Below are 25,873 nucleotides of genomic sequence, written 5' to 3' on the forward strand. Positions count from 1 at the left end.
ACTTCGGACATGCCGTGTCGTTATTTCTATCCGGAGCGGACGTCATGCGTGGGAGATCGGCATATATGCCCACATACGTCTGTACAGACTCCCGCCCGAACCGTGTACATCGAACGAACGTTCGGTCGCCTATCAACGTTGTGGTTCAGTAACAGTGGGAAGATATTTACTGCCCGAACGAATATTCGGTCGGGATGAGTGATGGAATTCCGTTCGCCGGGGAGCCAGCGGACTCGCACGAGGCGATAATGCGAGCCACGTTCCGTGCCCTCCGGGAATACGGGTATGCCGGACTTTCGATACAGCGAATCGCGGACGAGGCCGACCTCAGCAAATCGACGTTTTATCACCACTTCGATGGCAAGGAGGACCTCCTGTTGTCGTTTCAGGAGTTCATCCTCACGGAATTTAACCGCATTTTTCAGATCGAGTCGACCGGCGACCCCGAACAGGACATCAAGACGTTTGTCAGTCTCATTCTCGACGATTTCCCGGACTGCGTCGAAACGCCAACCAAGAACGCCGTACTCGGTTCGTACGTCGAGATGCGTGCTCAGGCAGTCCAGAACCCGGACTTCCGCGAGAAATTCACTGAGACGGACGAACTGTTCGCCCGACAACTCGTACAGATCATCGAGGACGGCATCGAACAGGGAGTCTTCGCCGATGTCGACCCCGACACGGTTTCGCGATTCATGATCACGATACTCGACGGTGTAATTCTTCAGAGCGCAACGCGCAACGACAATCCTGTCGCCGAGGTTCGGGATACCATCGACGAGTACATCGAAGAGACGCTGATTCTCAACACCTAGCTTCGGCTGATAGACTGGTACGTCTGTTTCAGCTCTTCGAAATCATCGTTCTCGGCGTGCAACATCCATTCCAGTTCCCTGGCACGTTCCTTTAGCTCCGTGTACTCGGCGCTCGATTCCAGTTGTGACGCGGACTTTTCGCGTTCCAGCACAGAGAGCTTCGAGGAAATCCGGAAGTACTCGTCGAGCCTATCGTCCTCGTCGGGTCTGTCGAGATGTTGATCGAGCGTCGACAGGAGCGTCGACTGGCCGACCGGCTTCTGGAGGTAGTCATCGAACGGCATCTCCAGAATATTCAGATCAGCGTCGACCGCGGTCAGCATGATGATGATGCCGTCGTACCCTCGCTCACGCAACCGCGAAAGCACGTCGTCACCGTGCACGTCAGGCATTCGTCGGTCGAGCAACACAGCGTCGAACTCCGGGCCGGCAGCGTCGAGCGCTGCTTGGCCACTGTACGCAACCGTCGTCTCGTAACGCTCACCCAGTTTCAGGGCCTGCGTGTCGGCGACGTCGTGTTCGTCGTCAACGACGAGCACCCGCGGCGGGCCGCCTGTTGTTCTGGACACAGTATTACGCAGGTCTAGGGCTGGCAACTGTATATGTCTTATCGGCAGCCGCCTGGTCGTGTTTAGTTAAGCGTGAAAAGTGAGGCGAGAGTGATTTCAGCTGTCCATGGCAGAAATCACGCGCCTCAGCGGATGTAGAGACTGGATTGATTTGGGTTTTGTGGAGCGCGAGCGGACACCCGAGCCAGCGATGGCGTTGGGTATTCAATCGCACGTTGCGGGCCTCTCGCTATCGAATACCGTTGAATTACTCGAAGATCTGGGTGTCCAACGCAGTCGCAAAGCCGTCCACGATTGGGTGCAGAAAGCCGATCTACAGCCCGACTCTGGAAAATCTCCGAATCAGATTGCGCTTGACGAAACAGTGATTCGGATCAACGATCAGCAGTTCTGGCTGTACGCCGCGGCCGATCCGCAGTCGAACGAACTGCTTCACATCCGGCTATTTGCGACGACTACGACCACTCTCACAGAAATTTTCTTGCGCGAACTTCGGCAAAAACACGACGTCGAAACTGCCGTCTTTCTCGTCGATGGCGCTCAACATCTTCAAACTGCACTGCAACGAGCTGGACTCCGATTTCAGATGTCTCGCCACGGAAATCGGAACGCTGTCGAACGGATTTTTCGAGAACTAAAGCGACGAACCTCGTCGTTTTCGAATTGCTTTAGCCATGTCGAACCGGAAACAGCCGAAAATTGGTTGCTGAGTTTCGCTCGCTGGCACAATGCTACTAACTAAACACTACCAGCCGCCTCTTGAAAAGCGTTAACCGATGGCCCATTGAGTGTGTACCGATGAGCAAGTCGTCGGCGGACACAGGCGGTCGACACCGTCTTGGCAGCCTCGCGGCCGTGATCGGGTGGATAGGAGCAGGAGCGGTCGTGCTCGCCACCGTCGCGCTGGCGGTGCAGTCAGTGTTCTCACTCGGACTCTCGGAACAGGTCACCATCGGCCTCGGTCTGGCGCTTGGCGGCGGGCTGGGCGGCGTTTCCTACCTGCTGGTGACTGATTCGCCCGGCGAGACGACCGACGAGACGATGACTGTGTCGGCAGATGCCAAGCACACACCGGAGCCACAGCCGGTCGACCTCTTCGACGGTCATCCTGACCCGGTGTTGTACTTCGCCGACGAGGGCCACGGCCCGGTCGTGCGTGCAGCAAACGAATCGTTTGGGGCCACGTTCGACGTCCCGTCCGACCGCCTCAGCGGGACAGCCCTCTCAGAAGCCCTGCTCGTGGCCGGTATCGACGAAGTGGACGCCGAGACAGTCAGCACGGCTGACCTTGATGTCGTCGCCCTCTCGACGGCACCCGACGAACCGCGGCAGTTTCGGCTGCGGACAGCCGGCGCCCCATCGACCGGCTACCTCCTGCTCACACCGCTGGGGACAGCGGGCGAGTGAACGGCCGAACGCCGCCCGCGGGTCGGCGGCGTAACGGAACTTTAAAGATTCCATCCCGGCGAGATTCTGGATAGGAATGCTCGCGTCACCGCTGCAACTCATCGATAGTTTCCTGCTGAACTACACCATCGGTGATGTCCTGCTACTCGGCTTTGTCGGTGGGCTCGTCGCAATTCTCCCGCAACGATCGCTCCGGATGCTGGGACTGCACACAATTGCGCTGGGCGCACTGCTCGTGATTACGCCGGCATCGGCGATGGAACCGAACAGTGCGAGCGTCCTCGCATCGTCGTTCCAGTACAAACTATTCGGTATCGTGCTGCTCGTCCTCGCCCCGGTGCTGTACGCCGTCGGTCGGCGTTAGGCCAGCTTGTCAAGTGCGGTGAAAAAATCAAGCGGCGGACCGGCAAGCCGGACCGGCTCGCCCGCACGCGAGACCGTTATCCGCTCCGGTGGGACCACGTCTTTTCGAACCCGCCCGTCACTGACGACGACACCGCTGTCGGCGTCTGTGAGTTCGACGACGATTTCGCTGTCAACGTCGACGACCAGCGGTGGCGTCCCCATCTCGTCTGCCATCCCCGTGATGATGAGGCCAGCCACGTCGGGGTGGACGAGCGGCCCGCGTTCGCTGAGGTTGTACGCCGTCGAGCCGGTGGGTGTCGCCACCAGTACGCCGTCGGCGTGGCCGGACGTGTACAGCGAGTCATCGACGTACACATCGACCGTCGCCCCGCCGCCGTGACCGCGGCGCTCGCCCTGCACGACGACCTCGTTTAGCGCCGGCGACAGCTCCCAGTTGTCGCCGCTGGCCTGGAGTCGCGGCTTGGCCCGCGTTCTGGCGCTCCCGGTTTTCTGGATGTGTTCGACCTCCGCGACGACCGTCTCGACGGCCTCTTCGGGTGCAATAGCGTTCAGAAAGCCGACTTCGCCGAGATTGACCCCCAGTATCGGCGTTGACCCCGCACCGCGGGCCGCGTACAGAAATGTCCCGTCGCCGCCGATACTCACGACGAGATTACAGGCGGACATCTCATCGACCGGAGCCGAATCGGGCACGGCTGCCTCCCATGCGTCGTGGTCACCCAGCGCTCCGGCGGTCGTTTCGTCGACAACGACGGCCGCCGACGTGGCGCGCAGTCGGTCACACAGTGTACTCGCAAGCGACATAGCCCGGTCGTTGTCCCGCTGCGCGACGATCCCGACAGTCATTGTCGGACGTTCCCGCCGGCCGTATATAAACCCTCTACGACAGCAATTATATCAGTCCCGACGCGTATCCACTTCTATGGGCCGTTCGTGTGGCTGGTGGTCGTGCGTATGAGTGAGGATGACGAGTCCGACGACGACTGGTTTGAAAGTGCGCTGGACGACGAGGACGGCGACAGCGAACCGACTGAGGCAGACGACATTTCGGCGACGCCATCCGAGAGCGACACCGAGGAACCGGCGTCTACCGGCACTGACTCGTTTGGGGCCGACAGTGACGACGGCAAGCGCAGTGGTGATAGCAGCCCGTTCGATGACGACGGCAGCGCCGACTTTACTGAAGGCAGTGATAGCAGCCCGTTTGGTGATGACGGCAGCGCCGCTTCTGGCGGGGACAGCAGCCCGTTCGACGACAGCGGCGGTGACCCCTTCAGCAGCGAGAGTGGGCCTGCTGATGCCGACGCTGGGTCCCCCGGCGATGGTGATGGCGGCGGGCTCTTTGACGACGACTTCGCCACGGCGTTCGAGTCTGCCGGCAGCGGTGGCGGTGACAGCGGGAGCGACTTCGAGGAGGAGTTCGAGTCCGACATCCCACGGGTCGACATCGGTATCGAGGGACTCGACCAGATGATTCAGGGCGGGATTCCACAGCGCCACCTCATCGTCACTATCGGTTCAGCCGGAACCGGGAAGACGACGTTCGGATTGCAGTTCCTCCACCACGGCCTTCGGAACGGCGAAAACGCAGTGTTTCTGACGCTCGAACAGTCCCACGACGCGATACTGGACACCGCCGGTGACCGCGGCTGGGGGTTTGAGGAGTACGAAGAGCAGGGCCAGCTAGCGATTGTCGACCTCGACCCGGTCGAGATGGCAAACAGTCTGGACAACATTCGCGGCGAGCTGCCGGCGCTCATCGAGAAGTTCGACGCCGACCGGCTGGTGCTTGACTCCGTCTCACTGCTTGAGATGATGTACGACGACCAGTCGCGACGACGCACTGAAGTGTTCGATTTCACCCGGTCGCTGAAACAGGCCGGCGTGACGACGATGCTCGTCTCCGAAGCCAGCGAGACCAACCCCTTCGCGTCCAGACACGGTATCATCGAATACCTGACGGACGCCGTGTTCATCCTTCAGTACGTCCGGTCAGACACCAGCGAGACGCGACTCGCCGTCGAGATCCAGAAGATACGGAACGCGAACCACTCCCGGGAGACGAAACCCTACGAGATAACGAACGACGGCATCTCAGTTTACCAGCAGGCTAACATCTTCTAAACCGTCGCCGTCCCGACCGACTCCGATTCATCCCGATCATCAAGTGCGGCGTTGTAGCCGCTGGCCCAGAGGTCCGTCGCGACGACGAGCACGTAGAAGGTGGCGAACGGACTGAGCAGCACGGCAATAAGCGAGCCGATGAATGGAACGACGTTGAGCAAGTTCACCACGACGTTGACGGCGATGAACAGGGCAATCGAGACCAGCCACGGTGTCGCGTACTCCGGAGACATGACTAACGTCCGTAGCGTCCCGAAGTCGAACCCGGCACCGAACTCGCCGGTACAGGCGAAGTGGATAATAGCCGCTGTCGCAACGTAGCTGAACACCAGCGACAGGACGAACGAGATGGCCAGCCCACCGAAGAGGCCGGCCAGGCCGGCACCCGCTCCGGCACGAGTCCCGGTCGCAAGCGCGAACAGGCTGCCGCCGACAGTTACTCCGAACACGACGAGCGGAACGAGCATATACACGATACCGATGAGCCAGGCTTTGACGCCGTCGACAAGCAGTTCCCCCCAGTCTTCGAACCCTGGCGGCTGTGTCGCCCCGTCTGCTCGCTTGCGGATTGCCTGAACGAGATAGCCGTACACGAGGATTGCAGGGACGATGAGGAACGAGAGGAGGCTGAGGCCCCCGCCGATGAGGACGGTCACGGTCCAGTCGTCGTCCTCCATGGGATACGTGAGTGCATCGTCTATCGATTCCATGACTATTGGTCACACTCAACAGGGTTAGTTACAGACAGCTTGCCGGGTTATTCGCTCGGCTTACCACAGGACCGGGATGTGTCGCCACTGTCACTTTCTCTCTGCGATTGCCCCGGTTAGCGGAACCAATAAATCACAACCGGGCAACAAGTGGGATATGGTACTACTCGTTCCCTTTGACGGCTCGGCCCTGTCGAAAGCCGCGCTCACGCGGGCGATGGAGTTCGCGGACTACCGCGATGAGGATATCACTGCACTGTCTGTTATTCCGGACGATGCGGCGTACGCGCGGGAACACGGCTGGCTCGACGCGGATGAGGCGTTCACTGTTGAGGCGGTCGCCGACCGGATGCGAGAGCAAGCCGAGTCAGTCGCCCCGGCGGCGTCGTTCCGCTATGAGGTCCCGGAAGACGTGAGCTCGATGGCATCGACGACGACGAATATCACCCGGACAATCAGAGAAGTCGCTCACGAAGAGGAGGCCTCAATCGTGTTCATCGGCAGTGAAAACGCCGGGCGGGTGTCGACGCCGGTCTGTAGCGTCGGCTCGCCGGTCTCAGAAGACCCTGAATACGACGTTCATATCGTCCGGCACCCGTAGCGCTATCTGACGACAGTTACGGGGATGGACGCCCGTCTGACGACGATTTCGGCGACGCTACCCAGAAGGATGCGAGACATTCCCGAGCGGCCGTGACTCCCCATGACGATCTGGCTGATGTCGTGGTCATCCGCGTACTCCACGATGACCTTTGTTGGTCGCCCGACCTCGATGACGCGTTCGACGGACTCGACACCGGCCTCGGTCACTTCCGACTCAAGGTCGTCGAGGAGGTCCTCCGCCGTTGCCTTCTGTGTCTCGTACCACTCCTCGGAGAACGAGGGAATCGATGCCTCCGCGCTGTAGCCGGCCTCTGCGGGGTTGATGACGTGCAGGAGAACGAGTGTCGCGTCCGGATACTCTTCGGCTGCGAACTCACAGGCTACCGATGCTTGGTCTGAGCTGTCGACCGGAACAAGGATTCGCTTTGCCATACGCCCCATTCCGCTGGGGCCGATTTGAATCTTCGGCCCGCTGCAATCGGCGAGTGGGCCTGCAGTCTGTCAGTCTCGCCCGTGGCGAGTCACACACGTCGACAGGCCGATGAGTTCGACTGGCTCGGAGTTATCGGGCGAGTAGACGACCCGCTGGCCCTTCTCCATGTAGGGAACCTTCGATTCCAGATTGCTGGGGATGTTCACCGCCGAGATGGCGTCTTCGTCGCCGAGGTTGAGTACCATCGTCGTATTGATCTGCTTGAACACCGGGTCGGCGATGTCCTGTGGGTCCTGCGTGATGAGGTACAGGCCGAGACGCTCCTTGCGGCCCTGTTTGGCGGCCTCGGTGAACTTCCCGATGACCTTGCGGCCCTGCACGCTGTCGGCGTCGGTCAGGAAGTTATGGGCCTCGTCCATCCCGAGGACGAGCGGCGTCTCCTTGATGCGGTCGTAGTCCGGGTCGTTCGAGAGCTTCTGGTCGATGAGCAGGCTGGAGACGGCCAGTACGATTGTCGATGCGGTCCGGGAGTCCGTGATGTGGTACGTCGGGATAACCGTCAGCCCGCCGTCGCGGACGAACTGCGAAATCTGGTCGGTGATTGGTCGGGCGTCCTGGTCGAAAACCGCGCCAAAGCCCTGAACGCGGCGCTTGACGGCGTCGAACGTAGCCTCGTGCACGTCTCCCGCCTCGTCCAGTTCCTCCTTGAGCGCGGGGTCTCCGAGGAAGGTCCGGAAGTCGCTGTAGGTCCCGCCCTCCCCGTATTCGCGCTTGAACCGCGGGAGCAGTGTGTTCACCAGCGCGCCGTACTGGTTGTCGTTCAGGCTTGACCCGGCGATGAGCCAGGGATTGTCGTGGACGAGTGAGAACGGAATCGTGAACTCCACCTGCTCGGCGCGGTGGTGGCTGGCGTTGTAGTCGGCCCCGGCCACCTTCGGAACGAAGGCGATAGTGTCGTCGTGCCCGCCGTAAGCGATGCCTTCCCGTTCACAGCGCCGCTCGAACTCGTCGGTCATCTCGGGGTTGTCGTCGTGCATCTGGGCGTACTCGTCCTGGGGGTCGAACTGGACGACGGCGAGTTCGGGTGTGCGGCCGTCGCCCATCTCGTAGGTCCGACCGAGATACTGCCGCAGGACGTTCTTCGAACTGTGGGTTTTCCCGGACCCGGTCCCGCCAGCAACGAGGGTGTGCCGGAACACGAGCGGGTCACCGGCGACGTAGTCGTCTTTCAGCCGGTAGTCGATGGTCGGCGGCTCGGCGGCGGTGCGGACCTTCTCGCCGCCGACGGCAAGGTGGCCCAGAAAGACGCCGTCCTCGGGAATCTTCAGGCCGGTCTTGATCTCGGACTTGTCGGTGGCCTCCCGGACGACGGTTTCGGGTTTTGGCACCCGGTCAGTCATCCGACGTTTGAGTTCGCCACCGTCGCTGTACAGCACTGCAACCGGCTCAAGCTCGGCGATGAATTTGAAATCCCGCTCGTCGATGCCCCGCTCGCGCATCGCTCGCCGGGCGTGGATTTCGGTCGCGTCGTCGGCATGGAACTCTTGGGCGTACTCCAGAGCCTTGATGCGGCAGAACAGGCGCTCACCGCCTGGGTATGGGACGAGTAGATACGTGCCGATGCGCAGACGCGAGCGGTTCCGCGCGGTGACGTACGCCCGGAGGACCGTTTCCTCCGCTTCCTCGCTGATCCGGAGGCCGTTCGCGGCCGAGAGGACGCCGAGGCCGGTGTCTGTTCCGGCCGGTGTCACATCCATATCTTCGAAGTCATCGTCTGCAGACTGTGTTGTCGGGTCGGTTTCCTCCGACGCATCGACAGCCCCATCACCGTCATCGGCCGTCTCGGCCGACTGTGCGGCCTCGTCGTCAGCCGCCGCGTCGTCGCCGTCGAAATCAGTGAAATCCCCGAGGTCGGACATACCCCAGTTCAGGGTAGCCGGGGATTAACACCTTTCCCCAGCAGCATGAATGTGAAACCTTACCCGGATGGCTGTCAACGAACGCATATGAAGCCGACGCGGGTGATGTCTTTCAATGTGCGGTACGATACTGCCGGGGATGGGGTAGACGGGTGGCCCCACAGGCGGCGGCTGGTGGCGGGGACCATCCAGTATCACAATCCCGATATTATCGGGGTGCAGGAGGCGATGGCACACCAGCTCCGGGAGCTAGAGGTGTTGCTGGACGGCTACGAGTGGGTCGGTGACCCACGGGAATCCGTCGATGCCGGCGGGGAGCACACGGCCATCGGCTACCGGGCCGAGCGCTTCGACTGTGCGGCCACGAACACGTTCTGGCTCTCCGAACAGCCCGCCGAGCCGAGCAGCGTCGGCTGGGACGCTGCCTATCCCCGCGTGGCGACCTGGGCCCGCCTTCGTGACCGCGACACCGACGATGACCTCCTGTGTCTGAACACGCATCTCGACCATCAGGGGGCTGACGCGCGTGTCGAGGGTATCGAACTGGTGCTTGACCATCTCGATTCTGCCACCCGGGATGCGCCCGCAGTGGTGATGGGTGATTTCAACTGTGTCGTCGGTGAACCGGCCTACGAGCGCGCCGAGGGGCACGAACTCCCGGACGGCCGCCGGCTCGTTGACACCCGCAACACAGCGACCGTCACCCACGGCCCGACGACAAGCCGAACCGACTTCCACGACCTGCTCCCCGAGATGGGTATCGACCACGTGTTCGTCAGCGAGGACGTGGCCGTCGACACCAGAGCGGTCATCGCCGACCGCGACGACGACCACTACGGCTCCGACCACTTGCCCGTCGTGGTCGACTGCGAGCCCTGAGCCGGGGGAGAATCTTTTGCCGTTGGGGCCCCTATATAGGATTATGTTGCTTATTCGGGGGACGGCAGGCGGGACGGCGGTGACCGGGACGCTGTACGAACCGGGTGAGGAGCCGCCCGAGTTCAAGGGCGCGCCGGACGAGGGGACGCCCTACGTCTGGGTCTGTGACGCTTTTTACGAGGTCGAGAGCGGCGGGCAGGTCCAGTCCATCGGCGACCGCGAGATACGAATCGCCTTCGAGTCCCCGATGCCCCGCGGCTTCGAGACGCGCGATGCGGCCATCGACGCGGCCAAGGAACACGTCCGAACGCAGTTCGCCCGGCTCGGCGTCGCCGGCGAGACGGTCGACGTGACGGTACAGCAGGCCGAGACGGCGTAGTCGGAGTGGCCCGTTTTCTGAGTCAGCGAACGACCGGTGAGTTATACGACGATGCCGGGTGAACTACTGCGCGTGGCCGAGGACCCGTCCCCGACTGAGGTGTTTGCCCTCCTCGACGACGAATACGCTCGCGCGCTCCTTGCAGCCACGGGTCACAGACCGATGACAGCAACTGAACTCAGCAACGACTGCGAGATGTCACTCTCGACCGTGTATCGCCGTCTCGACGCGCTTGAGGACTGCGGCCTCGTCGCCGCTCGAACGCAAATCGCGGACGATGGGCACCATGTAGACGTGTACGAGGCACAGATGGACGAACTCACCGTGTGTCTCACCGACGGGACCTTCGATGTCAGCCTTGCCGTCGAGTCAAAGACACACGAGTTCGCCGACGCGCTGGTAGACCTCTGGGAGGGCCTCTGATGGAGTTTGCCGGCCTCTCCGCCGAAACGTGGGTCACCGTAAACACTGCGTTCCACCTCGCACAGACGGGGGTCGGACTGCTCATTGCTGCATTGGCGCTCGTTGGCTACCGACGACGGCGGACCCGCTCCATGCTCGCACTGGCTATCGGAATCAGCCTCCTCACCTTCGTCTCGTACCTTGTTACCCTTAGCGCCGTGCAGGTTCTCCCGCGAATTGTGTTTCCCCTTCCGGGCACTATCACAGAACTCGTCGGTCTCCTCGTCCTCCTCTACGCTATCGTTCTGGCCCGTCGCGACTAGCCCCTTCAGAACGATTCTTCGACGGCGCCCCACCGGATGTCGTTGTACTCCCGCTCCCGGTCGGTCTCGAAGGTCCGCTCGATGCGGCGGGTGAGTTCCTCGCTGCCCTGCCGGTCGATTTTGGCGAGCTCGTCGGCCTTTCCGATTGCCAGCGGCGGCCCCTGTTCCCGGGCCACGTCGTGGAGTATCTGCCGTGTGAGTTTGGTCCGGCACTCTGGGTCTTTGGTGAACGCGTACGGGGCCTCGACGCGGAACACGAGGTCCGAACGCGGGTCGTAGAGGACGAAAAACGTCACCTCGTAGGCCTCGGGGTCGAGCGACCGCTCGATGCCCAGCGCGTCACCGTCGGCGGCCATGATGCCGTCAGTGCCGCCCCGCGAGCGGAACCAGTTCGTCGCAGTGAGACAGTCGGTCTGGCGCTCGCCCTCGTCGTCGCGGCGTTCCAGGATTCGGCGGAAAAAAGCAGTGTCGTTCACCCACGGGGCGTTGGTCTTGCGCCGGAGTGCCCGCGTGAGGGCCTTCGTCGAGGAGTTCTTGATGAACCCGACCATCGGGACGTCCCGCTCGACGAACCGCTCGACGAGGTCGACGTAGTTGTTCACGACCGTTTTGGGGCGGTCGTCCTCCGCGAGCAGGTCGGCCAGTTCGGTGTCGCGGTCGGCCCAGCGGAGCACGCCGGTCGGATAGATAGGGCCGTCGAGGATGAACAGGTCCTCGACCACGTCGGCGTTGGTCAGCGCGTGCCGGCTCTCCGCGAGGTACAGCGCCAGTGCGTGGACGACCCGCTGCTCGTAGCGGTCGACCTGTGGCACGTCGAGGACGCGCCGTTTGGCGTAGCCGCGGTCCCCGCCTTGCCACTCGCCGTCGAATCCCAGCGTCGCGTCGTTGGAGTGGACGGCCATGATGATGGTCCGGCCCCGGTGGAGTTCCACGTCTGATGGGACACTGCCCATCGCAGCCTGCGCCACGTCCAGCACCAGTCCATTCTTGAACGTCGTCGGATTGATCGTCCCCGAATCCAGGCCGTGCTGGGTCGGAAACGGCGGGTCTGCCAGCGCGATATCCTCGATAGGGACCTTCCGGCGGCGCTGCTCGTCCAGCGGCTCCAGAATCTTCGTTCCGTCCTGCCACAGCGGGTCGAGAAAGCTGTCCCACACCTCCTCGGCGGCCGCCTCCTGGTCACTCGTCTCGACGGTCTCGCGTACCTGCCCGGCGAGCTTGGCGATTCCGTCGACGTGAACCGGGTCCAGCGTCATGCCCGTGGGTTCGCCGGGACGGGCATAACCCTTTGGTCACCCGCCGATTCGGTGGTTACTCCTTGCCCGACTCCTCGCGGAGCAGGCGTTCGATGGCCTCGGCGATTTCCTCGTAGGACTGCATCGTCAGGCCGTCCGTGGTGATGAGCACGCCCTGGCGTTCGGTCGTCGCCCGCACGAGGTAGCCGTTGGAGAACGCGCGCACGGTGAAGCGATAGTCGCCCAGCTCGGACTCTTGGTATGCGTTTTTTGTCTGCTTGTACCCCTGCCATTCGTGGCCGACGAAGTCGTTGAGGTCGGCGTCCTGTTCGAGGTCGTCCCGCAGGTAGAGCTGCTCGAAGTTCGCACGTGTGAAATACGTCACCGAGCGCAGCGAGTCGCCCGTCGCCGTCCGGGCTGTCGTAACGATTGCGTCGGCCAGATCCTCCGAGAGAATATTTCGAGTCATGCCCGACCGAAGGCGGGCCACCCTCTTAATTTCAGGGTTCCAGATACCGACAACGATAGCGGGGCGGAGGCGGGGGGATAGCCCCACCAGCACCGCCGAATTTCGCATTATCGACCGTCACGTTCGGGACTGACCGACAGTGTATTAGGCCGGTCGCGTGACCCACTGGATATGGACGCCGGACTCATCATCTTGGACGGGTGGGGCCTGAATCCGGACGACGATGTCCGGGATGCCGTCGCCGCCGCCGACACGCCGAACTTCGACCGCTACCGAGACGCGGGCGCAGCGTCGACGCTTACCACCCACGGCCGCCGGGTCGGTCTCCCGGAGGGCCAGATGGGCAACTCAGAGGTCGGCCACCTCAACATCGGGGCCGGCCGCGTCGTCAAGCAGGACTCTGCTCGCGTCAGCGACAGTATCGCCCGCTCGCGGGGCGAAGCCCCGCCCGATGACGACGCACAGGACCCGCCGTTCTTCGAGAACGAAACGATTCTATCGGCCTTCGAGCACGCCGAGGCGCACGGCGGCCGGGTTCACTTCATGGGCCTCGTGTCGGACGGTGGCGTCCACTCGTATCAGGACCACCTGCACGCACTCATCGAACTCGCCGGCGAGCGCGGGACTGACGCTGTCTCACACGCCTTCACCGATGGCCGGGATACCTCGCCGACCGGCGGCGAGGACTACCTCGCCGACCTCGAAGCCCACGTCGAGGAACACGGGACCGGCCACGTCGCCACCGTCTGCGGACGCTACTACGCGATGGACCGCGACCAGAACTGGGAACGGACCCGCCGGGCCTACGACGCCATCGTTCACCGAGAGGGCGACCACCACGCCGATGAGGCCGTCACGGCCGCCACGGAGTCGTACGCCCGCGACACCACTGACGAGTTCATCGAACCCACGACTGTCGGTGACCACGCCGGCCTCGAAGCCGGCGACGCGGTCGTCTTCTTCAATTTCCGGTCGGACCGCGCCCGACAGCTCACCCGGATGCTCGGCGATATCCGACCCGAAGACTGGGGGTCCGACACCGAGCCACCGGACACCCGGCTGGTGACGATGACGCAATACGACGAGACGTTCGACCTGCCGGTCGCCTTCCCACCGAACCAGCCTGCGGACGTGCTCGGCGAGGTGCTTTCCGAAGCCGGGAAGACACAGATTCGACTGGCCGAGACGGAGAAGTACCCCCACGTCACCTACTTCCTCAACGGCGGCCGTGAGGTCGCGTTCGACGGCGAGAGCCGCGAAATCGTCGATAGCCCTGACGTGGCGACCTACGACCTCCAGCCAGAGATGAGCGCGCCGGAACTGGCCGACACCGCTATCGAGTTCATCGAGACTGAGGACCCCAGCGCGATGGTCCTGAACTTCGCCAACCCCGATATGGTCGGCCACACCGGCGACTTCGACGCGGCGGTGACCGCCGTCGAAGCCGTTGACGAACAGCTCGGGCGACTGGTCGAGACAATTGGGGCTGCTGGCGGTCACGCACTCATCTGTGCCGACCACGGGAACGCCGACGATATGGGCACGGAAGACGACCCACACACGGCCCACACGACCAACCCCGTCCCGTTCATCTACCTCTCTCCCGACGGAACTGCCGGCGGTCGGACTGCCCGTGACGGCGGGACGCTGGCCGACCTCGCGCCGACGATGCTCACGCTCATGGGTATCGACCGGCCGGACGCGATGACCGGCACGCCGCTGGTCGAGTAGCGGGCGACGCAACCACGCTATTTTTCGAGCAGCGAAAGGTACACCGGCGACACGCGGTCAGTTGTGTACGTCTCGGTTCCGCGCTTGACGATTCGGCGGTCATCGGACTGCATTGCCGTGGCGTCGACGACGAACACGACGGGGTCGGCGGCGTGGCGACGCCCCACCTCCCGGGCCGCCGCGGCGGATTCGGAAAGGTGGACCGTCTGGCGGCTCATCGGCTTCAGTCCCGCCTCACGTATCGAATCGACGTTCCGCGGGGCGGTCCCGTGGTACAGCGTCGCCGGAACGGGGTCATCGGTCCCGTCGAGGGTCACGTCGACGGAGTGCCCGTATGCCGCGCGAACACGGCCGCCAGCGGTCGTAATTCCTGCTTCATTGCCGACGCCCGTCCGCTCGAATCGCCCTTTCGGGTCCGTGGCGATGACGCCGGCCAGTGCCGCAGCATCAGCCCAGTCGTACTGTCGCTCGACTGCGACACGGAGGGCATCGAAGCCCGTCCACCCCGCTTTGTCTACCTCGATGCCTGCGTCTTCGGGAAAATGTCTGAGCGCGCCCGAGACGAACTTCGAGAGCTGTCGTCGCCGTGCGCCGTCGAGAATGTGGGTCCCAGCTCCGTCACAAACCGGGCACGTGTCGCCCTCGAAGAAGCCGTCTTCGGGACAGCGGCGGACCGCGTCTGGCATAGTCGAGAATGAGCCACGACCATACAAAAGCGTCACGCGGACGTGCCAGTTTTCTGCGACACAGACACCTGTTCCAGCCGGTTTCACCGGCGGCCACGGCAGCGCTGCTGGCAAGGCGGCCTGCAATTGCAGGTGACGGTGCTGGGTAGCTTCAAGTAGATACAGTCATCAGTGGGCCATAGCGAGATGCCGTCCCCAACAGACCTCGAACTCGGCGGTGAGCGGTCCGACGTGTACCGGTTTGTGGAACGGAACGGCCCTGTCGCGCCCGCCGAGGTGGCCGAAGCTATCAGTGTCGACCCCGAGCGGTTCCAGCACCACGTCTCCATTCTCAAACGGGACGACCTCATCGAGGCCACCGAGGACGGGAAGCTCACCGTGGCACTTCATGGCGGTGAGACGGCCGAACACTACGAAGCCGGCGTTAGCTACGAGATACGCCCGTCCCGGCCGTCGGACCTCTCCGGCGTCGTCGGCACGATACGCGACGTGACCAGTGAAGCGCCGTATATTATCGCGGCCGGCGTCGCGGAGCAACTGGCCTACGAGGACACGCTCGTCCGGTGGGGTCCCAACCGCTGTCGCGTCGTGTTCGTCGCCACGGTGGACGACGATGTTGTCGGCTGGGTCCACGTCGCCATGTCCGAAGTGGACGAACTCGCGTCGACGGCCGAACTCACGCTCGGCGTGATGGAGACGTACCGACGCCATGGTATCGGCAGTCACCTGCTTCACCGCGGGGTCGAATGGGCCGCAAGCCGTGGCTGTCGGAAGGTGTACAACAGCCTGCCGGCGACGAACGAGCGAGCAATCGACTTTCTGAAGGCGGTCGGCTGGACGACTGAGGCTGTCCGCACTGACCACTACGAAATTCGGGGCGAACTGGTCGACGAGGTGATGCTGGCCCGCCAGTTGGACTGAGACGGACTGTATAGCGTCTCACCGTGTGGTGAATAGCGACCCCCGAGCCAGCGCCCTGTGGCTTTATGATTATCTACCGACAAGTGCTGGCATGACATTTGAGCAACTAGAAGAGTACGGGATGCTCCAGATGGACAGCGGGGATATCGAAAAGACGCTCGAACGCAAGAGTATCGGCGTGCTCGGCGTCCCAACCGACTCCGCGCCGCTATTGCGCCCGCTCAGTTTCTGGTACGACGGCGAGTCTGCGCTCTATTTCGTCTACGTTCTCGGTAGCGACAGCCGGAAAGTGACGGTGAGCGACCAGGCGGACGTTGCCCGGTTCCTCATCTATGATATCGAGACGACGTTCAACTGGCGCAGCGTCCTGCTGACGGGGACCATCGAGCGAGTCCCTGACGACGAACGTAGGGCAATCGAAGGCCAGATTGACACTTCATGGAAGCCTGACGTGTTCGAGCGGGCGGCCGAGACGGAGGCCACAGCGCTGTACCGGTTCCAAATCGATGACCGGGCCGGTATCAAGCAACTCGAACTCCCGCCCGAACTCAGGTCTGAATCCTCGTCGAGTCGGCCGGAGTAACCGGGACTCAGCCCGTTCGGAAGGAGAAATCCAGCGTCGGCGCGGAGTGGGTCAGCGACCCCATCGAAATGATGTCCACACCTGTCTCGGCGTAGGCCGGCACGTCCGCGACGGTGATACCGCCACTGGCTTCGGTGAGCGCATCGGCATCGGACGCCGCTACGAGGTCGACAGCCCGCTCGGTCTCAGCAGGGGACATGTTATCCAGCAAGACGATGTCTGCGCCGGCTTCCGCGGCCCGCGGCGCGTCCTCCGGGGCTTCGACTTCGACGTCGAGTTTTGTTGCGAAGGAGACTCGCTCGTGGAAGTGCTCAATAGCGTCAACGAGGCCCATTTCGGCAATGTGGTTGTCCTTGACCATCACCATGTGCGAGAGGTTGAGGCGGTGGGTGTCACCGCCGCCGGCTGCCACCGCCCGCTTCTCGACGCCGCGCAGGCCCGGGGTCGTCTTTCGGGTGCCGGCGATGCGGGACCCGGAATCCGTCGCAACCGATTCCGCGGCATCGACAGCAGCCCGGGTCTTCGTCGCCACACCCGAGGCATGGCCGGTGATGTTCACGGCGACGCGCTCGCCGCGGAGCACCGACTGCGCGGGGCCGTCGACGCGAAGCACTACGTCGCCAGCGTCGATGGCGGACCCGGAGTCGACCGATGTCTCCACCGCGCAGTCCAGATACTCGAACACCGCGGTGGCGGCGTCGAGGCCCGCCACCACGCCGGACGCTTTCGCTACCAGACGGCCCTCGGTCGTCCCGGGTACATCGTTGGTCACGTCGTGGTGGCCCACGTCCTCGCGGAGCCACCGCTCGATGTCACTGTCGGTAAGCATCAGTCGGCCGTGGACTCCGGCGGCTCCTCGCTCGCGTCCACGAGATTGTGCGTGCCGACGCTCTCCTCGTTTTCGGCGGCGTGGCGCGCGATCAACAGGGCGGTGACGCTCGCGTGGCGGAGTTCGTACAGCGAGCGACTGGTTCGCGTGCGGACGTAGGCGTCGACCTCGCCCTTGAGCCGGCGGAGGACGGCCATCGCGCGCTGGAGGTCCGCGGGGTCGCGCTCGACGCCGACGTTCTCGGCCATCACGCGGGTCAGCCGCTGGAACTTGTCGCGGGCAAACCGCTCTGGCAGGTCCGGGTCGCGTTCGAGCAGTTCCGGCGCTTCGATTGGCTCCGGGTCGGCCCCGGCAGCGTCCCCGCCAGCCCGCAGGCCCCAGACCAGCCCTTCGAGCAGGGACGTGCTGGCGAGGCGGTTCGCGCCGTGGACGCCGGTCCGGGAGCATTCGCCGACGGCGTACAGTCGGTCCAGCGTCGTCCGGCCGCGGTCGTCGACGTTGATGCCGCCACAGAGGAAGTGCTCGGCGGGCGCGACCGGAATGCCGTCTGTCCAGTCGATGCCGTGCTCTTTACAGCGGTCTGCGAGGTTCGGGAACTCTTCGGCGAAGTCAAGCGGCGAGACATCCAGCGTCACCTCACCGGTCGCCTCTCGCTCCGCCTTGACTGCCCGGGCCACCACGTCGCGGGGCGCGAGTTCGGCGTCCGCGTGGTAGTCGGGCATGAACCGCTCGCCCTTGCCGTTGCGCAGCAGACCACCCTCGCCGCGGACGGCTTCGCTGACGAGGAAGGCCACGTCGCCCGCTCCGGCGGTTCCACCGCCTCCGTCCGAGCCACGGGGTGGCTCGCTATCGAGCGTACAGGCCGTGGGGTGGAACTGCACGTACTCCATATCCTCGACCTCGGCTCCGGCGAGCGCGGCCATGCCGATGCCGTCACCGGTCGTGTTGTCGGGGTTCGTCGTCCGCGGGTAGAGGTCGCCGATGCCGCCGGTCGCCAGCACGACGCTGCCGGCGAAGTACGGGTCGACCTCGCCGTCGGATTCGAGCATCGCGCCGTGGACCCGCCCCTCGTGACGGATGAGTTCGAGCGCGGCGGTGTCGTCCAGAATCTCCACGCCGTCGTGGTCGTCGATGTAGTTCAGGAACGGGACGTGAATGTGCTTGCCCGTCGAGGCGTCCACGTGGAGGATGCGGTCTTCGCTGTGGGCGGCCTCGCGGGTGAAGTCGTGGCCCGAGCCGTTCTGGTCGAACTCGACGTCCAAGGTCTCAAGCAGCACGTCCTCGACGGCCTCGTTGGCGTTCTCGACCAGCACATCGACGGCGTCGGGGTCGGCGGTGCCGTCGGAGGCGGCCATGATGTCGTCTTTGAATTCTTCGGGCGTATCTCGGGAGATGGCGATGCCGCCCTGTGCCCACCAAGAGGAGGAGCCTTCCGGGCGGGTCGCCTTCGTGGCAAGCGTCACGTCGTCGCCTTCGCGGGCCGCAGCGAGCGCTGCCGCCAGTCCGGCGATACCGGAACCGATGACCAGCACATCCGTCGTAATCGGGTCGTCCGTCATGGTCAGATCTCTAGCATTCGGTCCATCGCGACCTGTGCCAGTTCCTTCTCCTCGGGCGCGACTTCGATGACGTTGCGCTCGCGGCCCTCGACCAGTTCCTCAAGCACCCATGCGAGGTAGTTCGGGTCGATCTGGCGCATAGCGTTGCAGTCCATGCAGGCGTCGCCACACAGCGGGACGACATTCACGTCGGGATGCCACCGCTGGAGGTGGTGCGTGAGGTGAATCTCCGTGCCGATGGCCCACGTCTCGCCGGGGTCGGCCTCGGCGACGGACTCACAGATAGTCGACGTGGAGCCGGCCACGTCGGCGGCCTCGACGACCTCGCGGCGACACTCGGGGTGGACGATGACGTTCGCGTCGGGGTAGTCCTCGCGGATCGATTCGATGTGGTGCTCGCGGAAGCGTTCGTGAACCTGACAGTACCCCTCCCAGAGAATGACGTCGTTTTCGACGGCGTCGGCGGCGTCGGTGCCCTCGGCGTCCCAGGGATCCCACTCGACGGTCTCGTCGGCCATGCCGAGCCGGTGGGCCGTGTTTTCACCGAGGTGCTTGTCGGGTAGGAACAGCACCTTGTCGCCCTTCTCGAAGGCGTATTCGAATGCCTTGTGCGCATTCGAGGAGGTACAGACCAGACCGCCCTGCTCGGCACAGAAGGCCTTGAGGTCGGCGTAGCTGTTCATGTACGTGATTGGGATGATTTCCTCGTCGTCGAGCGCCGCGGTCAGCTCCGCCCACGCGGCGTCGACCTGCAGCGCCTCGGCCATGCCGGCCATCGGGCAGGACGCCTCCATCGACGGGAGAATCACGGACTGGTCGTCGTCCGTGATGATGTCTGCGGATTCGGCCATGAACGTCACGCCGCCGAAAATCACGTAGTCGGCGTCGGACTGGGCGGCTTCTTTCGAGAGCTGGTAGGAGTCGCCGATGAAGTCGGCGTGTTCGACAATCTCCTGTCGCTGGTAGTTGTGGCCGAGGATGACCACATCATCGCCAAGCTCGGCGAGCGCGCTCTCGATGCGTTCGGTCCGCTCGTCCGCATCGAGGTCCCGGTACGACGGCGGGAGCTGCTCGAGGTTGTCATACTTGAAGAGGCTAAGATCCGTCTCGAACGCGGCGGTTTCCATTTCGGGCACGTTGTATCCACCTGTGGGTACTCACACTTCGTAACTACTTCGTGAAAAGATTTTATCTTCAAAGAAGCTAGTTGGTGGCGGAGGAAATTGTGTATCCAATATCGGTGGATAGTATACTTTTGTTTCCGGGATTGGTGACCGCTCTGGTTTTATATCCGGCTTTGGCGACTTATCCGGTTCTATACCCCGTATTGCTGAATCAAGTTGTTTGTTACCGAACAACAAGAACCGCGGCGCTTCGATACCGCCCTTTGTTTGATTCAGTCCCCGGAGTCGAATACGATGTCCCCGGCGCTGACGGTCATTGTGACGTCTATGTCCGAAATCTTCCCGTTCGGTACTTCCCACGGCGAGGCCGATAGCACAGCGAAATCCGCGACCGACCCCGGTGTGACTGTCCCCATCCGGTCCTCGTCGAAGCCCGCATAGGCAGCACCGCTGGTGTACGCCCGGAGCGCCTTGCCGACTGTCAGTCGCTGGCTCGGCTCCGGCGCGGTAACGGCCTGCTGAGCACCATACAGCGGGGAAAGTGGCATACAGTCGCTCCCGAAGGCCAGTTGTGCGCCGGCATCCACGAGGTCGCGGAACCGGTTCGTCAGCCCGCGACGTTCGCCGAGGCGCTCGTCGTACAGGTCGCCCGGCGCTGCCCAGCGGTGGAAGTTCGGCTGGGCCGAAACGACCAGCGGCGACGCTGCCAGTCGCTCCACCAAGTCGCCGGTGAGGACTTCGGCGTGTTCGACGCGGTGGCGCTCGTCCGCGGCGTTGACCGACTCGATAGCCGAGAGCAGCGCGTCGATGGCCGCGTCACCGATGGCGTGAGCGGCGAACTGGAGGCCCGCGTCGTCAACCGCCGACACGAGTTCCCGGAGTGCGTCCGGGTCTGTCCGCCACTCGCCGGCGCTATCGCTGTCGGCGTAGGGGGTCCGAAGCCGCGCGGTTCCAGCCCCGAGCGACCCGTCGATGTACGCCTTGATAGCGCCCGTTTGCACTCGGTCGCTCCCGTGGTTCGTCACTAAGCCGAGTTCCCGTATGGCGTCGAGGTGGTCTGCCCAGTAGTTGAGCCGGACTCGCAGTGAGAGAGTGTCTTCGTTATCTAGATCGCGGTATACCCGCGGCGCGTGCGACTGCCGCACCATGTCGTGAACGGCGGTGATTCCCTTTGAGAGGGCCACTTCCTGTGCGGCCAGCAGGTACTCCTGAGTCTGTGTGTAGTCGGGCGCGATGGCGTCGAAGACGGCCTCAGCGGCTTCCTCGACGAGCACACCGGTCGGCGCGCCGTCCTCGGTGCGGACGCCGTCGTCGGGCAGGTCCAGCGTGTCCAGCGCGGCGTGGTTCACAGATACCGTGTGAATGTCTTCGCGCGCGGCTGCGACCGGGCGGTCAGTGCTCACCCGGTCCAATGTCGCCGCCTGCAGCAGCTCGCCGTCCCAGTCGCTCTCGTCGTAGCCAAAGCCCAGAACCCAGCCCTCGCCGTCGTCGGCCGCCAGCAGCCGGTCGATGCAGTTGTCCGGGCCGTCTGCCCCGGCGAGGTCGGCTTCGACCGCACGCCGGCCGACGATGTCAAGATGCGTGTGGGCGTCGACGAAGCCGGGCAACAGCACGCCACCGCGACAATCGACGGTCTCAGCACCCGCTGTCAAGAGTTCGTCCGGGTCACCGACGGCGGTAACCGTGCCGTCCGTCACTGCAACCGCGGACGCCGGGTCGTCGCCGGATAGCGGCCGTACCTCACAGTTCGTGAATACGCGGTCGACCATACAGACTCCGGGCGCGGCGACTGCAAAACGCTTGGCCTGCCAAGAGCAACTGTTAGGAGTCCCGAAGCCACACCGGTCAGTATGACCGACTCCGACGTCGTCGCGCTCGCAGAGCGCGTTCGTGACGGTGAGTTGCGGCTCTACGAACTGGAAGACCACGCCGAGCCCGACGTTGCGGCGGCGGCCCGCAGACACCTGCTGGCCGAGGAGACCGACACGGACCTCTCTGCGGTCGGCGACTACACGTTCGACGCCGCCGACGCCGAGAGCAACATTGAAAACATGGTCGGCGCGGCACAGGTCCCGATGGGTGTTGTCGGCCCGCTGCCCGTCGACGGCGGGGCCGCCGAGGGTGACCACCACCTCCCGCTGGCGACCAGCGAGGGCGCGCTGCTGGCCTCGGTTAACCGCGGCGTCTCGACCATCCGCAACGCCGGCGGCGCGACCGCCCGCGTCCTCAAATCCGGAATGACCCGCGCGCCGGTGTTCCGCGTCGAGGACGTGGCTGAGGCGGGCGAGGTGTCGGCCTGGGTCCGCGAACACGTCGATGTCCTCGCCGACGCCGCCGAATCAACGACGAGCCACGGCGAGCTACAGGACGTGACACCCTACGTCGTCGGCGACAGCGTCTTCCTGCGCTTCTCTTACGACACCAAAGACGCGATGGGGATGAACATGGCGACCATCGCAACAGAGGCGGCCTGCGATGTCGTCGAGACCGAGACGCCGGCCGACCTCGTGGCGCTCTCGGGCAACCTCTGTTCGGATAAGAAGCCCGCTGCCATCAACGCCGTCGAGGGGCGTGGCCGCACCGTCGCCGCGGACGTGTTGATTCCCCATGAGCAGGTCGAGGACCGACTCGATACGACCTCCGACGCCATCGTCGAGGCCAACACCCGAAAGAACCTCGTCGGCTCCGCAAAGGCCGGTGCGTTAGGATTCAACGCTCACGCCGCCAACGTCGTCGCCGCCGCCTTCCTCGCGCTCGGGCAGGATATGGCACAGGTCGTCGAAGGGAGCAACGCTATCACGACGGTCGACGCCCGCGAGGACGGCCTGTACGCCTCGGTCACCATCGCATCGCTGGAGGTCGGGACCGTCGGCGGCGGGACGGGCCTGCCAACCCAGTCCGAAGCGCTGGACGTGCTGGGGTACAGCGGTGGCGGCGACCCCGCCGGGAGCAACGCCGACGCGCTCGCCGAAGTTATTGCCGCCGGCGCGCTGGCCGGCGAACTCTCTTTGCTTGCGGCGCTGTCCTCGCGCCACCTCTCCTCGGCGCACGCTGACCTCGGGCGGTAGTCCCGGCTTCGGGGCGGTGCGCTATCGCTCCCGGCTCTGGCTCACCAGAAAGCCGGCCCCCGCAACGAGCACGACGACACCGGCGAGCAGGAGCGCCTCCTGCCCAAGTAGCGGGCCGAGCACGAGCAGCGCCCACGCGACGGCGAAGACACCGTGGGCAACGGCGAACAGCCGGCGGCCCCGGCGAGCGAACACGACCGTGCCCAGTGCGAACCCGAGCGTGAGAACGACCGCCGAGAGCGCAACCGTGCTCACCCGCAACGAGCCGACTGCGACGGGTTCGACGACTGGCGTGAGCAAGAACAGCAGTCCCGAGAGACCGACGAGCGTCCCGACTGCGACCGGTCCGGGCTCGAAATCCAGTGTTGCGGTCATAGCAGCCGGTAGTGCCCCCGACTCTCCGATGCCTCGCCGGCACGAACCAGCTTTTTCAACGCCTTCCGGGTGTACGACGCCGGGACGCCACGCTCCTCGGCGTAGCCCACGATATCGTCTTCGGTCGGCTCGTCCAGTGCCCGCAACGCGTTCGTGACCGTCTCCTTACGGCTCGACCCGCCCGTCGCTCCCTGTTCGGCGCGGTCGGCAGCCGCCGACACGGCGTCGGTGTCCACCCCCGAATCTTCGAGATACGTCTCGTCGTCCACGCCCGCGTCGTCGACCTGCCGCTCCATCTCGGCGTAGGAGTCCAACTCCGCGAAGGCGTCGCCCTCCCCCTGGCGGTTCGCAAGCATCGACGCCCGAACCTCTCGGGCGTGGGCCTCGTCGTCCGTCTCGACGAACTTCCGACGCTTCTCGTGTTTGCGGCGCGTGCCACACCGCGGGCACTGGGTCGTCTCCGGTCGCCCCTCGGTGACCCACAGCGCGCTGCACTCACTACACCCGACGACCGCATACATACCTCCCCGTCAGGGCCGGACGGTACTGAATCCACCGACGTCCGATGCCGGGGGACGAAGGCTTAGGTGCGGCGGACATGACATAGCTGAGCATGGAAGAAGTACCACAGGCGGCCTGTGAGACAGTCGAAGCAGTCGACGGCGTGCACCTGACACAGATGGCCGTCGGAGAGGAGATGAGCGTCCAGCAGTTTCATATCGAACCCGGCGCGGCCGTCCCGGAGCACAGCCACCGCCACGAGCAGGTCGGCTACGTTGTGAAGGGAACTTTTACCTTCCACGTTAACGGCGAGGAGTACGTCATTGGTCCCGGTGACTCCTACGTGGTCCCGAGCGAGGAACCACACGAGGCGCGCAACGACGGCGAGGAGCCGGTCCGTGGTATCGACGTATTTAGTCCGCCGAGGCCGAATCCGGACTGGCAGGACTAACCACAACTGTTTGAGTCCTCCAGCTGTATGGTAACCAATGACGCGAGCAGTGGTTGCTATCGTGACGCTCGCGCTCGTACTCGCCGGCTGTTCTGGGTTCGTCCAGCAAGACAGTCCCGAGACGGTCACGCCGGCAGCGGTGCCGACCGACGGGGTCGGGTATCCGCCGGGCGTGAGCGACGACGCAGTGGTTCCGTCAACGCTGGCCAGCACCCACGAGCGGACGCTTGCGACGACGAATTACACGCTGGTCACTCGCCAGTGGGTCACTGACAGCAACGGGACAGTACTCCGGCGGTCCAACCACACCCGCTACGTCGCGGTGAACAAGACGACGTACGCAGGGCAGTTCCGCCAGAACGGCACGGAGTTGAACACGTTCACCACCCGCATTGACTACTGGACTAACGGTTCCATCGTTGCGGCCCAGTACGACGAGCGAGTGAACCGCCGCAGCCAGGTCAAGTGGTCTGTCCGCGACGACGGCCCGGTCTCGGACCTCTCGGAGCGCCGGACGATACGTGCCGTCGGAGAAGCCGTCGCTCTCTCCGTTGCAGACCGAAGTGACAGCGGCGTCGTCCTCGTCGGCACCCGCTTTCGGAACCCTGACAGACTCAACACACCGCTGTTCGTGAGCGACCCCCGCAACGTCTCCGTCCGACTTCGCGTCAACCACGATGGCACCGTTTCCGCGTTTCGGCTGGCCTTCGATGCTAAACGGAGCGACCGACAGGTTCGTGTCACCCAAGAGATGCGGCTCCGACACATCGGGTCGACGACAGTGAGACAGCCAGAGTGGGTCGAAAATACAACTCAGCGGTCGCTTCAGGACTAAGAGTCTGCCTGCAGCGAACACTCAGGCGCTGCCGAGCGCGGGAAACACTCGCCGCGATGCGAGGGTATAGCCGGCGTACAGGAGGACCAGGCCCATGTACACCTCCCAGGTAGCGAACGCGGAGACGCCGCCGGACAGGTCGGCGAGAGCGGCCTGTTCGGTGAGTGCCCCGCCAACGGTTAGCCCGGCTGCGAGCAGCGTCGAGAGCAGGAGTTCAAGTAGCTCTGGAATCGATTCTGAGACCATGTGTGCCCAGATATCATTCCGAACGCGTTTGTAGCTCTTTCGATCCGAGAGAGCTTAGTAGGTCCACGAGGACGGACCTGTATGAGTCAAAACTGGAACGCGGACTACGCGACACTCGCGAAGCGCGGGTTCATGCTCGGGGCAGGGCTGTTCCTCCTCGGCATCGCGGGCGAAGTCGCCGGAAGCGCCGTTCTCGGGACGCTCCCCGCCTGGGGCGACACCCTGCTAGTCGACATGGAAATGCTCGGTATTCTCGTCGGACTTCTCTCGCCGCTCGTGTTTGGCGTAGTTATGCCGCTGACCGAGTAACGCTTCTCGGACGGCTGTGCTG

General features: G+C 64.0%; 32 protein-coding genes. 17 read left to right on the forward strand and 15 right to left on the reverse strand.

Annotation, left to right across the window (positions count from 1 at the left end; genetic code table 11):
- Positions 1-194 precede the first annotated feature (194 nt).
- The gene (locus RR_RS19030) at positions 195-815 is read left to right on the forward strand and encodes a TetR/AcrR family transcriptional regulator (protein ID WP_004963914.1); all 621 of its coding nucleotides are present in this window, start codon (positions 195-197) and stop codon (positions 813-815) included.
- Here RR_RS19030 and RR_RS19035 read toward each other — a convergent pair.
- A complete protein-coding gene (locus RR_RS19035; protein WP_004963911.1) occupies positions 812-1,354 on the reverse strand; it encodes a response regulator in 543 nt (180 codons plus the stop codon). The genes RR_RS19030 and RR_RS19035 overlap by 4 nt on opposite strands.
- Positions 1,355-1,490: 136 nt before the next feature.
- On the opposite strand from RR_RS19035, the gene RR_RS19040 reads away from it, so the two are divergent.
- From RR_RS19040 to RR_RS19050, 3 genes are all read left to right on the forward strand, one after another.
- A complete protein-coding gene (locus tag RR_RS19040) occupies positions 1,491-2,126 on the forward strand; it encodes an IS6-like element ISH14 family transposase (protein WP_011224772.1) in 636 nt (211 codons plus the stop codon).
- Between the two features lie 56 nt (positions 2,127-2,182).
- A complete protein-coding gene (locus tag RR_RS19045) occupies positions 2,183-2,791 on the forward strand; it encodes a hypothetical protein (protein WP_007189077.1) in 609 nt (202 codons plus the stop codon).
- Positions 2,792-2,867: 76 nt separating this feature from the next.
- Entirely contained in the window at positions 2,868-3,155 is a 288-nt protein-coding gene (locus tag RR_RS19050) for a hypothetical protein (RefSeq protein ID WP_004963905.1), read from the forward strand.
- On the opposite strand, the gene RR_RS19055 is transcribed toward RR_RS19050, so the two are convergent.
- Positions 3,152-4,003 (reverse strand): NAD(+)/NADH kinase, encoded by an 852-nt coding sequence (locus tag RR_RS19055; RefSeq protein WP_011224773.1) that lies wholly within the window; start codon positions 4,001-4,003, stop codon positions 3,152-3,154. The two genes, RR_RS19050 and RR_RS19055, sit on opposite strands and share 4 nt — an antisense overlap.
- A gap of 108 nt (positions 4,004-4,111) precedes the next feature.
- Between RR_RS19055 and RR_RS19060 the strand changes: the two genes are divergently transcribed.
- Entirely contained in the window at positions 4,112-5,281 is a 1,170-nt protein-coding gene (locus RR_RS19060) for a KaiC domain-containing protein (protein WP_011224774.1), read from the forward strand.
- On the opposite strand, the gene RR_RS19065 is transcribed toward RR_RS19060, so the two are convergent.
- On the reverse strand, positions 5,278-5,991 hold the full coding sequence (locus RR_RS19065) for a DUF4013 domain-containing protein (protein ID WP_011224775.1): 714 nt from the start codon (positions 5,989-5,991) through the stop codon (positions 5,278-5,280). The two genes, RR_RS19060 and RR_RS19065, sit on opposite strands and share 4 nt — an antisense overlap.
- A 157-nt stretch (positions 5,992-6,148) precedes the next feature.
- On the opposite strand from RR_RS19065, the gene RR_RS19070 reads away from it, so the two are divergent.
- Positions 6,149-6,592 (forward strand): universal stress protein, encoded by a 444-nt coding sequence (locus tag RR_RS19070; protein ID WP_049939108.1) that lies wholly within the window; start codon positions 6,149-6,151, stop codon positions 6,590-6,592.
- A gap of 2 nt (positions 6,593-6,594) precedes the next feature.
- Here RR_RS19070 and RR_RS19075 read toward each other — a convergent pair whose 3' ends face one another.
- Complete coding sequence (locus RR_RS19075; RefSeq protein WP_049939109.1) at positions 6,595-7,026, reverse strand: universal stress protein; 432 nt, start codon at positions 7,024-7,026, stop codon at positions 6,595-6,597.
- Positions 7,027-7,095: 69 nt separating this feature from the next.
- Positions 7,096-8,946: an ATP-binding protein gene (locus RR_RS19080; protein ID WP_011224778.1), complete on the reverse strand. Its 1,851-nt coding sequence runs from the start codon at positions 8,944-8,946 to the stop codon at positions 7,096-7,098.
- Positions 8,947-9,033: 87 nt separating this feature from the next.
- On the opposite strand from RR_RS19080, the gene RR_RS19085 reads away from it, so the two are divergent.
- Genes RR_RS19085 through RR_RS19100 form a run of 4 tightly spaced genes read left to right on the forward strand, consistent with a single transcriptional unit; the run spans position 9,034 to position 10,929 of the window.
- Positions 9,034-9,825: an endonuclease/exonuclease/phosphatase family protein gene (locus RR_RS19085; protein ID WP_079891002.1), complete on the forward strand. Its 792-nt coding sequence runs from the start codon at positions 9,034-9,036 to the stop codon at positions 9,823-9,825.
- 43 nt (positions 9,826-9,868) lie between these two features.
- Positions 9,869-10,204 carry a DUF7113 family protein gene (locus tag RR_RS19090; RefSeq protein WP_011224780.1) on the forward strand — a complete coding sequence of 112 codons (336 nt, stop codon included), beginning with the start codon at positions 9,869-9,871 and terminating at the stop codon, positions 10,202-10,204.
- Positions 10,205-10,255: 51 nt separating this feature from the next.
- Positions 10,256-10,627, forward strand: coding sequence for a winged helix-turn-helix domain-containing protein (locus RR_RS19095; RefSeq protein ID WP_011224781.1), 372 nt, complete (start codon positions 10,256-10,258; stop codon positions 10,625-10,627).
- A complete protein-coding gene (locus tag RR_RS19100) occupies positions 10,627-10,929 on the forward strand; it encodes a DUF7521 family protein (protein WP_011224782.1) in 303 nt (100 codons plus the stop codon). The genes RR_RS19095 and RR_RS19100 overlap by 1 nt, the downstream gene beginning before the upstream one ends.
- 5 nt (positions 10,930-10,934) lie before the next feature.
- Here the strand turns inward: RR_RS19100 and RR_RS19105 are convergent, their stop codons facing one another.
- Positions 10,935-12,185, reverse strand: a complete 1,251-nt coding sequence (locus RR_RS19105) for a DNA double-strand break repair nuclease NurA (RefSeq protein WP_004963878.1) — start codon at positions 12,183-12,185, stop codon at positions 10,935-10,937.
- Positions 12,186-12,240: 55 nt separating this feature from the next.
- Positions 12,241-12,633 (reverse strand): DUF7522 family protein, encoded by a 393-nt coding sequence (locus RR_RS19110; RefSeq protein WP_004963876.1) that lies wholly within the window; start codon positions 12,631-12,633, stop codon positions 12,241-12,243.
- 171 nt (positions 12,634-12,804) lie between these two features.
- Between RR_RS19110 and gpmI the strand changes: the two genes are divergently transcribed.
- Entirely contained in the window at positions 12,805-14,364 is a 1,560-nt protein-coding gene (gpmI, locus tag RR_RS19115; RefSeq protein WP_011224784.1) for a 2,3-bisphosphoglycerate-independent phosphoglycerate mutase, read from the forward strand.
- Positions 14,365-14,381: 17 nt separating this feature from the next.
- Here the strand turns inward: gpmI and RR_RS19120 are convergent, their stop codons facing one another.
- Positions 14,382-15,050 carry an RNA 2'-phosphotransferase gene (locus RR_RS19120; protein WP_011224785.1) on the reverse strand — a complete coding sequence of 223 codons (669 nt, stop codon included), beginning with the start codon at positions 15,048-15,050 and terminating at the stop codon, positions 14,382-14,384.
- Positions 15,051-15,236: 186 nt separating this feature from the next.
- Here RR_RS19120 and RR_RS19125 point away from each other — a divergent pair, with 186 nt between their 5' ends.
- Positions 15,237-15,971 carry a bifunctional helix-turn-helix transcriptional regulator/GNAT family N-acetyltransferase gene (locus RR_RS19125; protein ID WP_007189064.1) on the forward strand — a complete coding sequence of 245 codons (735 nt, stop codon included), beginning with the start codon at positions 15,237-15,239 and terminating at the stop codon, positions 15,969-15,971.
- 91 nt (positions 15,972-16,062) lie between these two features.
- Positions 16,063-16,554, forward strand: coding sequence for a pyridoxamine 5'-phosphate oxidase family protein (locus tag RR_RS19130; RefSeq protein WP_011224786.1), 492 nt, complete (start codon positions 16,063-16,065; stop codon positions 16,552-16,554).
- Between the two features lie 7 nt (positions 16,555-16,561).
- Here RR_RS19130 and nadC read toward each other — a convergent pair whose 3' ends face one another.
- From nadC to RR_RS19150, 4 genes are all read right to left on the reverse strand, one after another.
- Complete coding sequence (nadC, locus tag RR_RS19135) at positions 16,562-17,383, reverse strand: carboxylating nicotinate-nucleotide diphosphorylase (protein WP_011224787.1); 822 nt, start codon at positions 17,381-17,383, stop codon at positions 16,562-16,564.
- Positions 17,383-18,942 carry an L-aspartate oxidase gene (locus RR_RS19140; protein ID WP_011224788.1) on the reverse strand — a complete coding sequence of 520 codons (1,560 nt, stop codon included), beginning with the start codon at positions 18,940-18,942 and terminating at the stop codon, positions 17,383-17,385. Before RR_RS19140 ends, nadC begins: the two co-directional genes overlap by 1 nt.
- 2 nt (positions 18,943-18,944) lie before the next feature.
- Positions 18,945-20,069 (reverse strand): quinolinate synthase NadA, encoded by a 1,125-nt coding sequence (nadA, locus tag RR_RS19145; RefSeq protein WP_011224789.1) that lies wholly within the window; start codon positions 20,067-20,069, stop codon positions 18,945-18,947.
- A gap of 269 nt (positions 20,070-20,338) precedes the next feature.
- A complete protein-coding gene (locus RR_RS19150; RefSeq protein WP_011224790.1) occupies positions 20,339-21,835 on the reverse strand; it encodes an amidohydrolase in 1,497 nt (498 codons plus the stop codon).
- Between the two features lie 81 nt (positions 21,836-21,916).
- On the opposite strand from RR_RS19150, the gene hmgA reads away from it, so the two are divergent.
- The gene (hmgA, locus tag RR_RS19155; protein ID WP_011224791.1) at positions 21,917-23,134 is read left to right on the forward strand and encodes a hydroxymethylglutaryl-CoA reductase (NADPH); all 1,218 of its coding nucleotides are present in this window, start codon (positions 21,917-21,919) and stop codon (positions 23,132-23,134) included.
- Positions 23,135-23,155: 21 nt separating this feature from the next.
- Here hmgA and RR_RS19160 read toward each other — a convergent pair whose 3' ends face one another.
- Together RR_RS19160 and RR_RS19165 are read right to left on the reverse strand one after the other, a co-directional pair.
- A complete protein-coding gene (locus RR_RS19160) occupies positions 23,156-23,509 on the reverse strand; it encodes a hypothetical protein (RefSeq protein WP_007189057.1) in 354 nt (117 codons plus the stop codon).
- Positions 23,506-24,030: a DUF5817 domain-containing protein gene (locus RR_RS19165; protein WP_007189056.1), complete on the reverse strand. Its 525-nt coding sequence runs from the start codon at positions 24,028-24,030 to the stop codon at positions 23,506-23,508. Before RR_RS19165 ends, RR_RS19160 begins: the two co-directional genes overlap by 4 nt.
- 92 nt (positions 24,031-24,122) lie before the next feature.
- On the opposite strand from RR_RS19165, the gene RR_RS19170 reads away from it, so the two are divergent.
- A complete protein-coding gene (locus RR_RS19170) occupies positions 24,123-24,461 on the forward strand; it encodes a cupin domain-containing protein (protein WP_004963841.1) in 339 nt (112 codons plus the stop codon).
- A gap of 37 nt (positions 24,462-24,498) precedes the next feature.
- The gene (locus RR_RS19175; RefSeq protein ID WP_007189054.1) at positions 24,499-25,296 is read left to right on the forward strand and encodes a hypothetical protein; all 798 of its coding nucleotides are present in this window, start codon (positions 24,499-24,501) and stop codon (positions 25,294-25,296) included.
- A 21-nt stretch (positions 25,297-25,317) separates the two neighbouring features.
- On the opposite strand, the gene RR_RS19180 is transcribed toward RR_RS19175, so the two are convergent.
- Positions 25,318-25,542: a hypothetical protein gene (locus RR_RS19180; RefSeq protein ID WP_004963836.1), complete on the reverse strand. Its 225-nt coding sequence runs from the start codon at positions 25,540-25,542 to the stop codon at positions 25,318-25,320.
- Between the two features lie 81 nt (positions 25,543-25,623).
- On the opposite strand from RR_RS19180, the gene RR_RS19185 reads away from it, so the two are divergent.
- Positions 25,624-25,851, forward strand: coding sequence for a hypothetical protein (locus tag RR_RS19185; RefSeq protein WP_007189053.1), 228 nt, complete (start codon positions 25,624-25,626; stop codon positions 25,849-25,851).
- The last annotated feature ends 22 nt before the right edge of the window (positions 25,852-25,873 follow it).

The organism is Haloarcula marismortui ATCC 43049, from assembly GCF_000011085.1.
GTDB classification, from domain to species: Archaea; Halobacteriota; Halobacteria; order Halobacteriales; family Haloarculaceae; genus Haloarcula; species Haloarcula marismortui.

Excerpts from the sequence above, each read along its gene's own strand:
- RR_RS19030 (WP_004963914.1), top strand. The coding sequence starts at position 195 with ATGAGTGATGGAATTCCGTTCGCCGGGGAGCCAGCGGACTCGCACGAG.
- RR_RS19040 (WP_011224772.1), top strand. The coding sequence starts at position 1,491 with ATGGCAGAAATCACGCGCCTCAGCGGATGTAGAGACTGGATTGATTTG.
- RR_RS19045 (WP_007189077.1), top strand. The coding sequence starts at position 2,183 with ATGAGCAAGTCGTCGGCGGACACAGGCGGTCGACACCGTCTTGGCAGC.
- RR_RS19050 (WP_004963905.1), top strand. The coding sequence starts at position 2,868 with ATGCTCGCGTCACCGCTGCAACTCATCGATAGTTTCCTGCTGAACTAC.
- RR_RS19055 (WP_011224773.1), bottom strand. The coding sequence starts at position 4,003 with ATGACTGTCGGGATCGTCGCGCAGCGGGACAACGACCGGGCTATGTCG.
- RR_RS19060 (WP_011224774.1), top strand. The coding sequence starts at position 4,112 with ATGAGTGAGGATGACGAGTCCGACGACGACTGGTTTGAAAGTGCGCTG.
- RR_RS19065 (WP_011224775.1), bottom strand. The coding sequence starts at position 5,991 with ATGGAATCGATAGACGATGCACTCACGTATCCCATGGAGGACGACGAC.
- RR_RS19070 (WP_049939108.1), top strand. The coding sequence starts at position 6,149 with ATGGTACTACTCGTTCCCTTTGACGGCTCGGCCCTGTCGAAAGCCGCG.
- RR_RS19075 (WP_049939109.1), bottom strand. The coding sequence starts at position 7,026 with ATGGCAAAGCGAATCCTTGTTCCGGTCGACAGCTCAGACCAAGCATCG.
- RR_RS19080 (WP_011224778.1), bottom strand. The coding sequence starts at position 8,946 with ATGTCCGACCTCGGGGATTTCACTGATTTCGACGGCGACGACGCGGCG.
- RR_RS19085 (WP_079891002.1), top strand. The coding sequence starts at position 9,034 with ATGAAGCCGACGCGGGTGATGTCTTTCAATGTGCGGTACGATACTGCC.
- RR_RS19090 (WP_011224780.1), top strand. The coding sequence starts at position 9,869 with ATGTTGCTTATTCGGGGGACGGCAGGCGGGACGGCGGTGACCGGGACG.
- RR_RS19095 (WP_011224781.1), top strand. The coding sequence starts at position 10,256 with ATGCCGGGTGAACTACTGCGCGTGGCCGAGGACCCGTCCCCGACTGAG.
- RR_RS19100 (WP_011224782.1), top strand. The coding sequence starts at position 10,627 with ATGGAGTTTGCCGGCCTCTCCGCCGAAACGTGGGTCACCGTAAACACT.
- RR_RS19105 (WP_004963878.1), bottom strand. The coding sequence starts at position 12,185 with ATGACGCTGGACCCGGTTCACGTCGACGGAATCGCCAAGCTCGCCGGG.
- RR_RS19110 (WP_004963876.1), bottom strand. The coding sequence starts at position 12,633 with ATGACTCGAAATATTCTCTCGGAGGATCTGGCCGACGCAATCGTTACG.
- gpmI (WP_011224784.1), top strand. The coding sequence starts at position 12,805 with ATGGACGCCGGACTCATCATCTTGGACGGGTGGGGCCTGAATCCGGAC.
- RR_RS19120 (WP_011224785.1), bottom strand. The coding sequence starts at position 15,050 with ATGCCAGACGCGGTCCGCCGCTGTCCCGAAGACGGCTTCTTCGAGGGC.
- RR_RS19125 (WP_007189064.1), top strand. The coding sequence starts at position 15,237 with ATGCCGTCCCCAACAGACCTCGAACTCGGCGGTGAGCGGTCCGACGTG.
- RR_RS19130 (WP_011224786.1), top strand. The coding sequence starts at position 16,063 with ATGACATTTGAGCAACTAGAAGAGTACGGGATGCTCCAGATGGACAGC.
- nadC (WP_011224787.1), bottom strand. The coding sequence starts at position 17,383 with ATGCTTACCGACAGTGACATCGAGCGGTGGCTCCGCGAGGACGTGGGC.
- RR_RS19140 (WP_011224788.1), bottom strand. The coding sequence starts at position 18,942 with ATGACGGACGACCCGATTACGACGGATGTGCTGGTCATCGGTTCCGGT.
- nadA (WP_011224789.1), bottom strand. The coding sequence starts at position 20,069 with ATGGAAACCGCCGCGTTCGAGACGGATCTTAGCCTCTTCAAGTATGAC.
- RR_RS19150 (WP_011224790.1), bottom strand. The coding sequence starts at position 21,835 with ATGGTCGACCGCGTATTCACGAACTGTGAGGTACGGCCGCTATCCGGC.
- hmgA (WP_011224791.1), top strand. The coding sequence starts at position 21,917 with ATGACCGACTCCGACGTCGTCGCGCTCGCAGAGCGCGTTCGTGACGGT.
- RR_RS19160 (WP_007189057.1), bottom strand. The coding sequence starts at position 23,509 with ATGACCGCAACACTGGATTTCGAGCCCGGACCGGTCGCAGTCGGGACG.
- RR_RS19165 (WP_007189056.1), bottom strand. The coding sequence starts at position 24,030 with ATGTATGCGGTCGTCGGGTGTAGTGAGTGCAGCGCGCTGTGGGTCACC.
- RR_RS19170 (WP_004963841.1), top strand. The coding sequence starts at position 24,123 with ATGGAAGAAGTACCACAGGCGGCCTGTGAGACAGTCGAAGCAGTCGAC.
- RR_RS19175 (WP_007189054.1), top strand. The coding sequence starts at position 24,499 with ATGACGCGAGCAGTGGTTGCTATCGTGACGCTCGCGCTCGTACTCGCC.
- RR_RS19180 (WP_004963836.1), bottom strand. The coding sequence starts at position 25,542 with ATGGTCTCAGAATCGATTCCAGAGCTACTTGAACTCCTGCTCTCGACG.
- RR_RS19185 (WP_007189053.1), top strand. The coding sequence starts at position 25,624 with ATGAGTCAAAACTGGAACGCGGACTACGCGACACTCGCGAAGCGCGGG.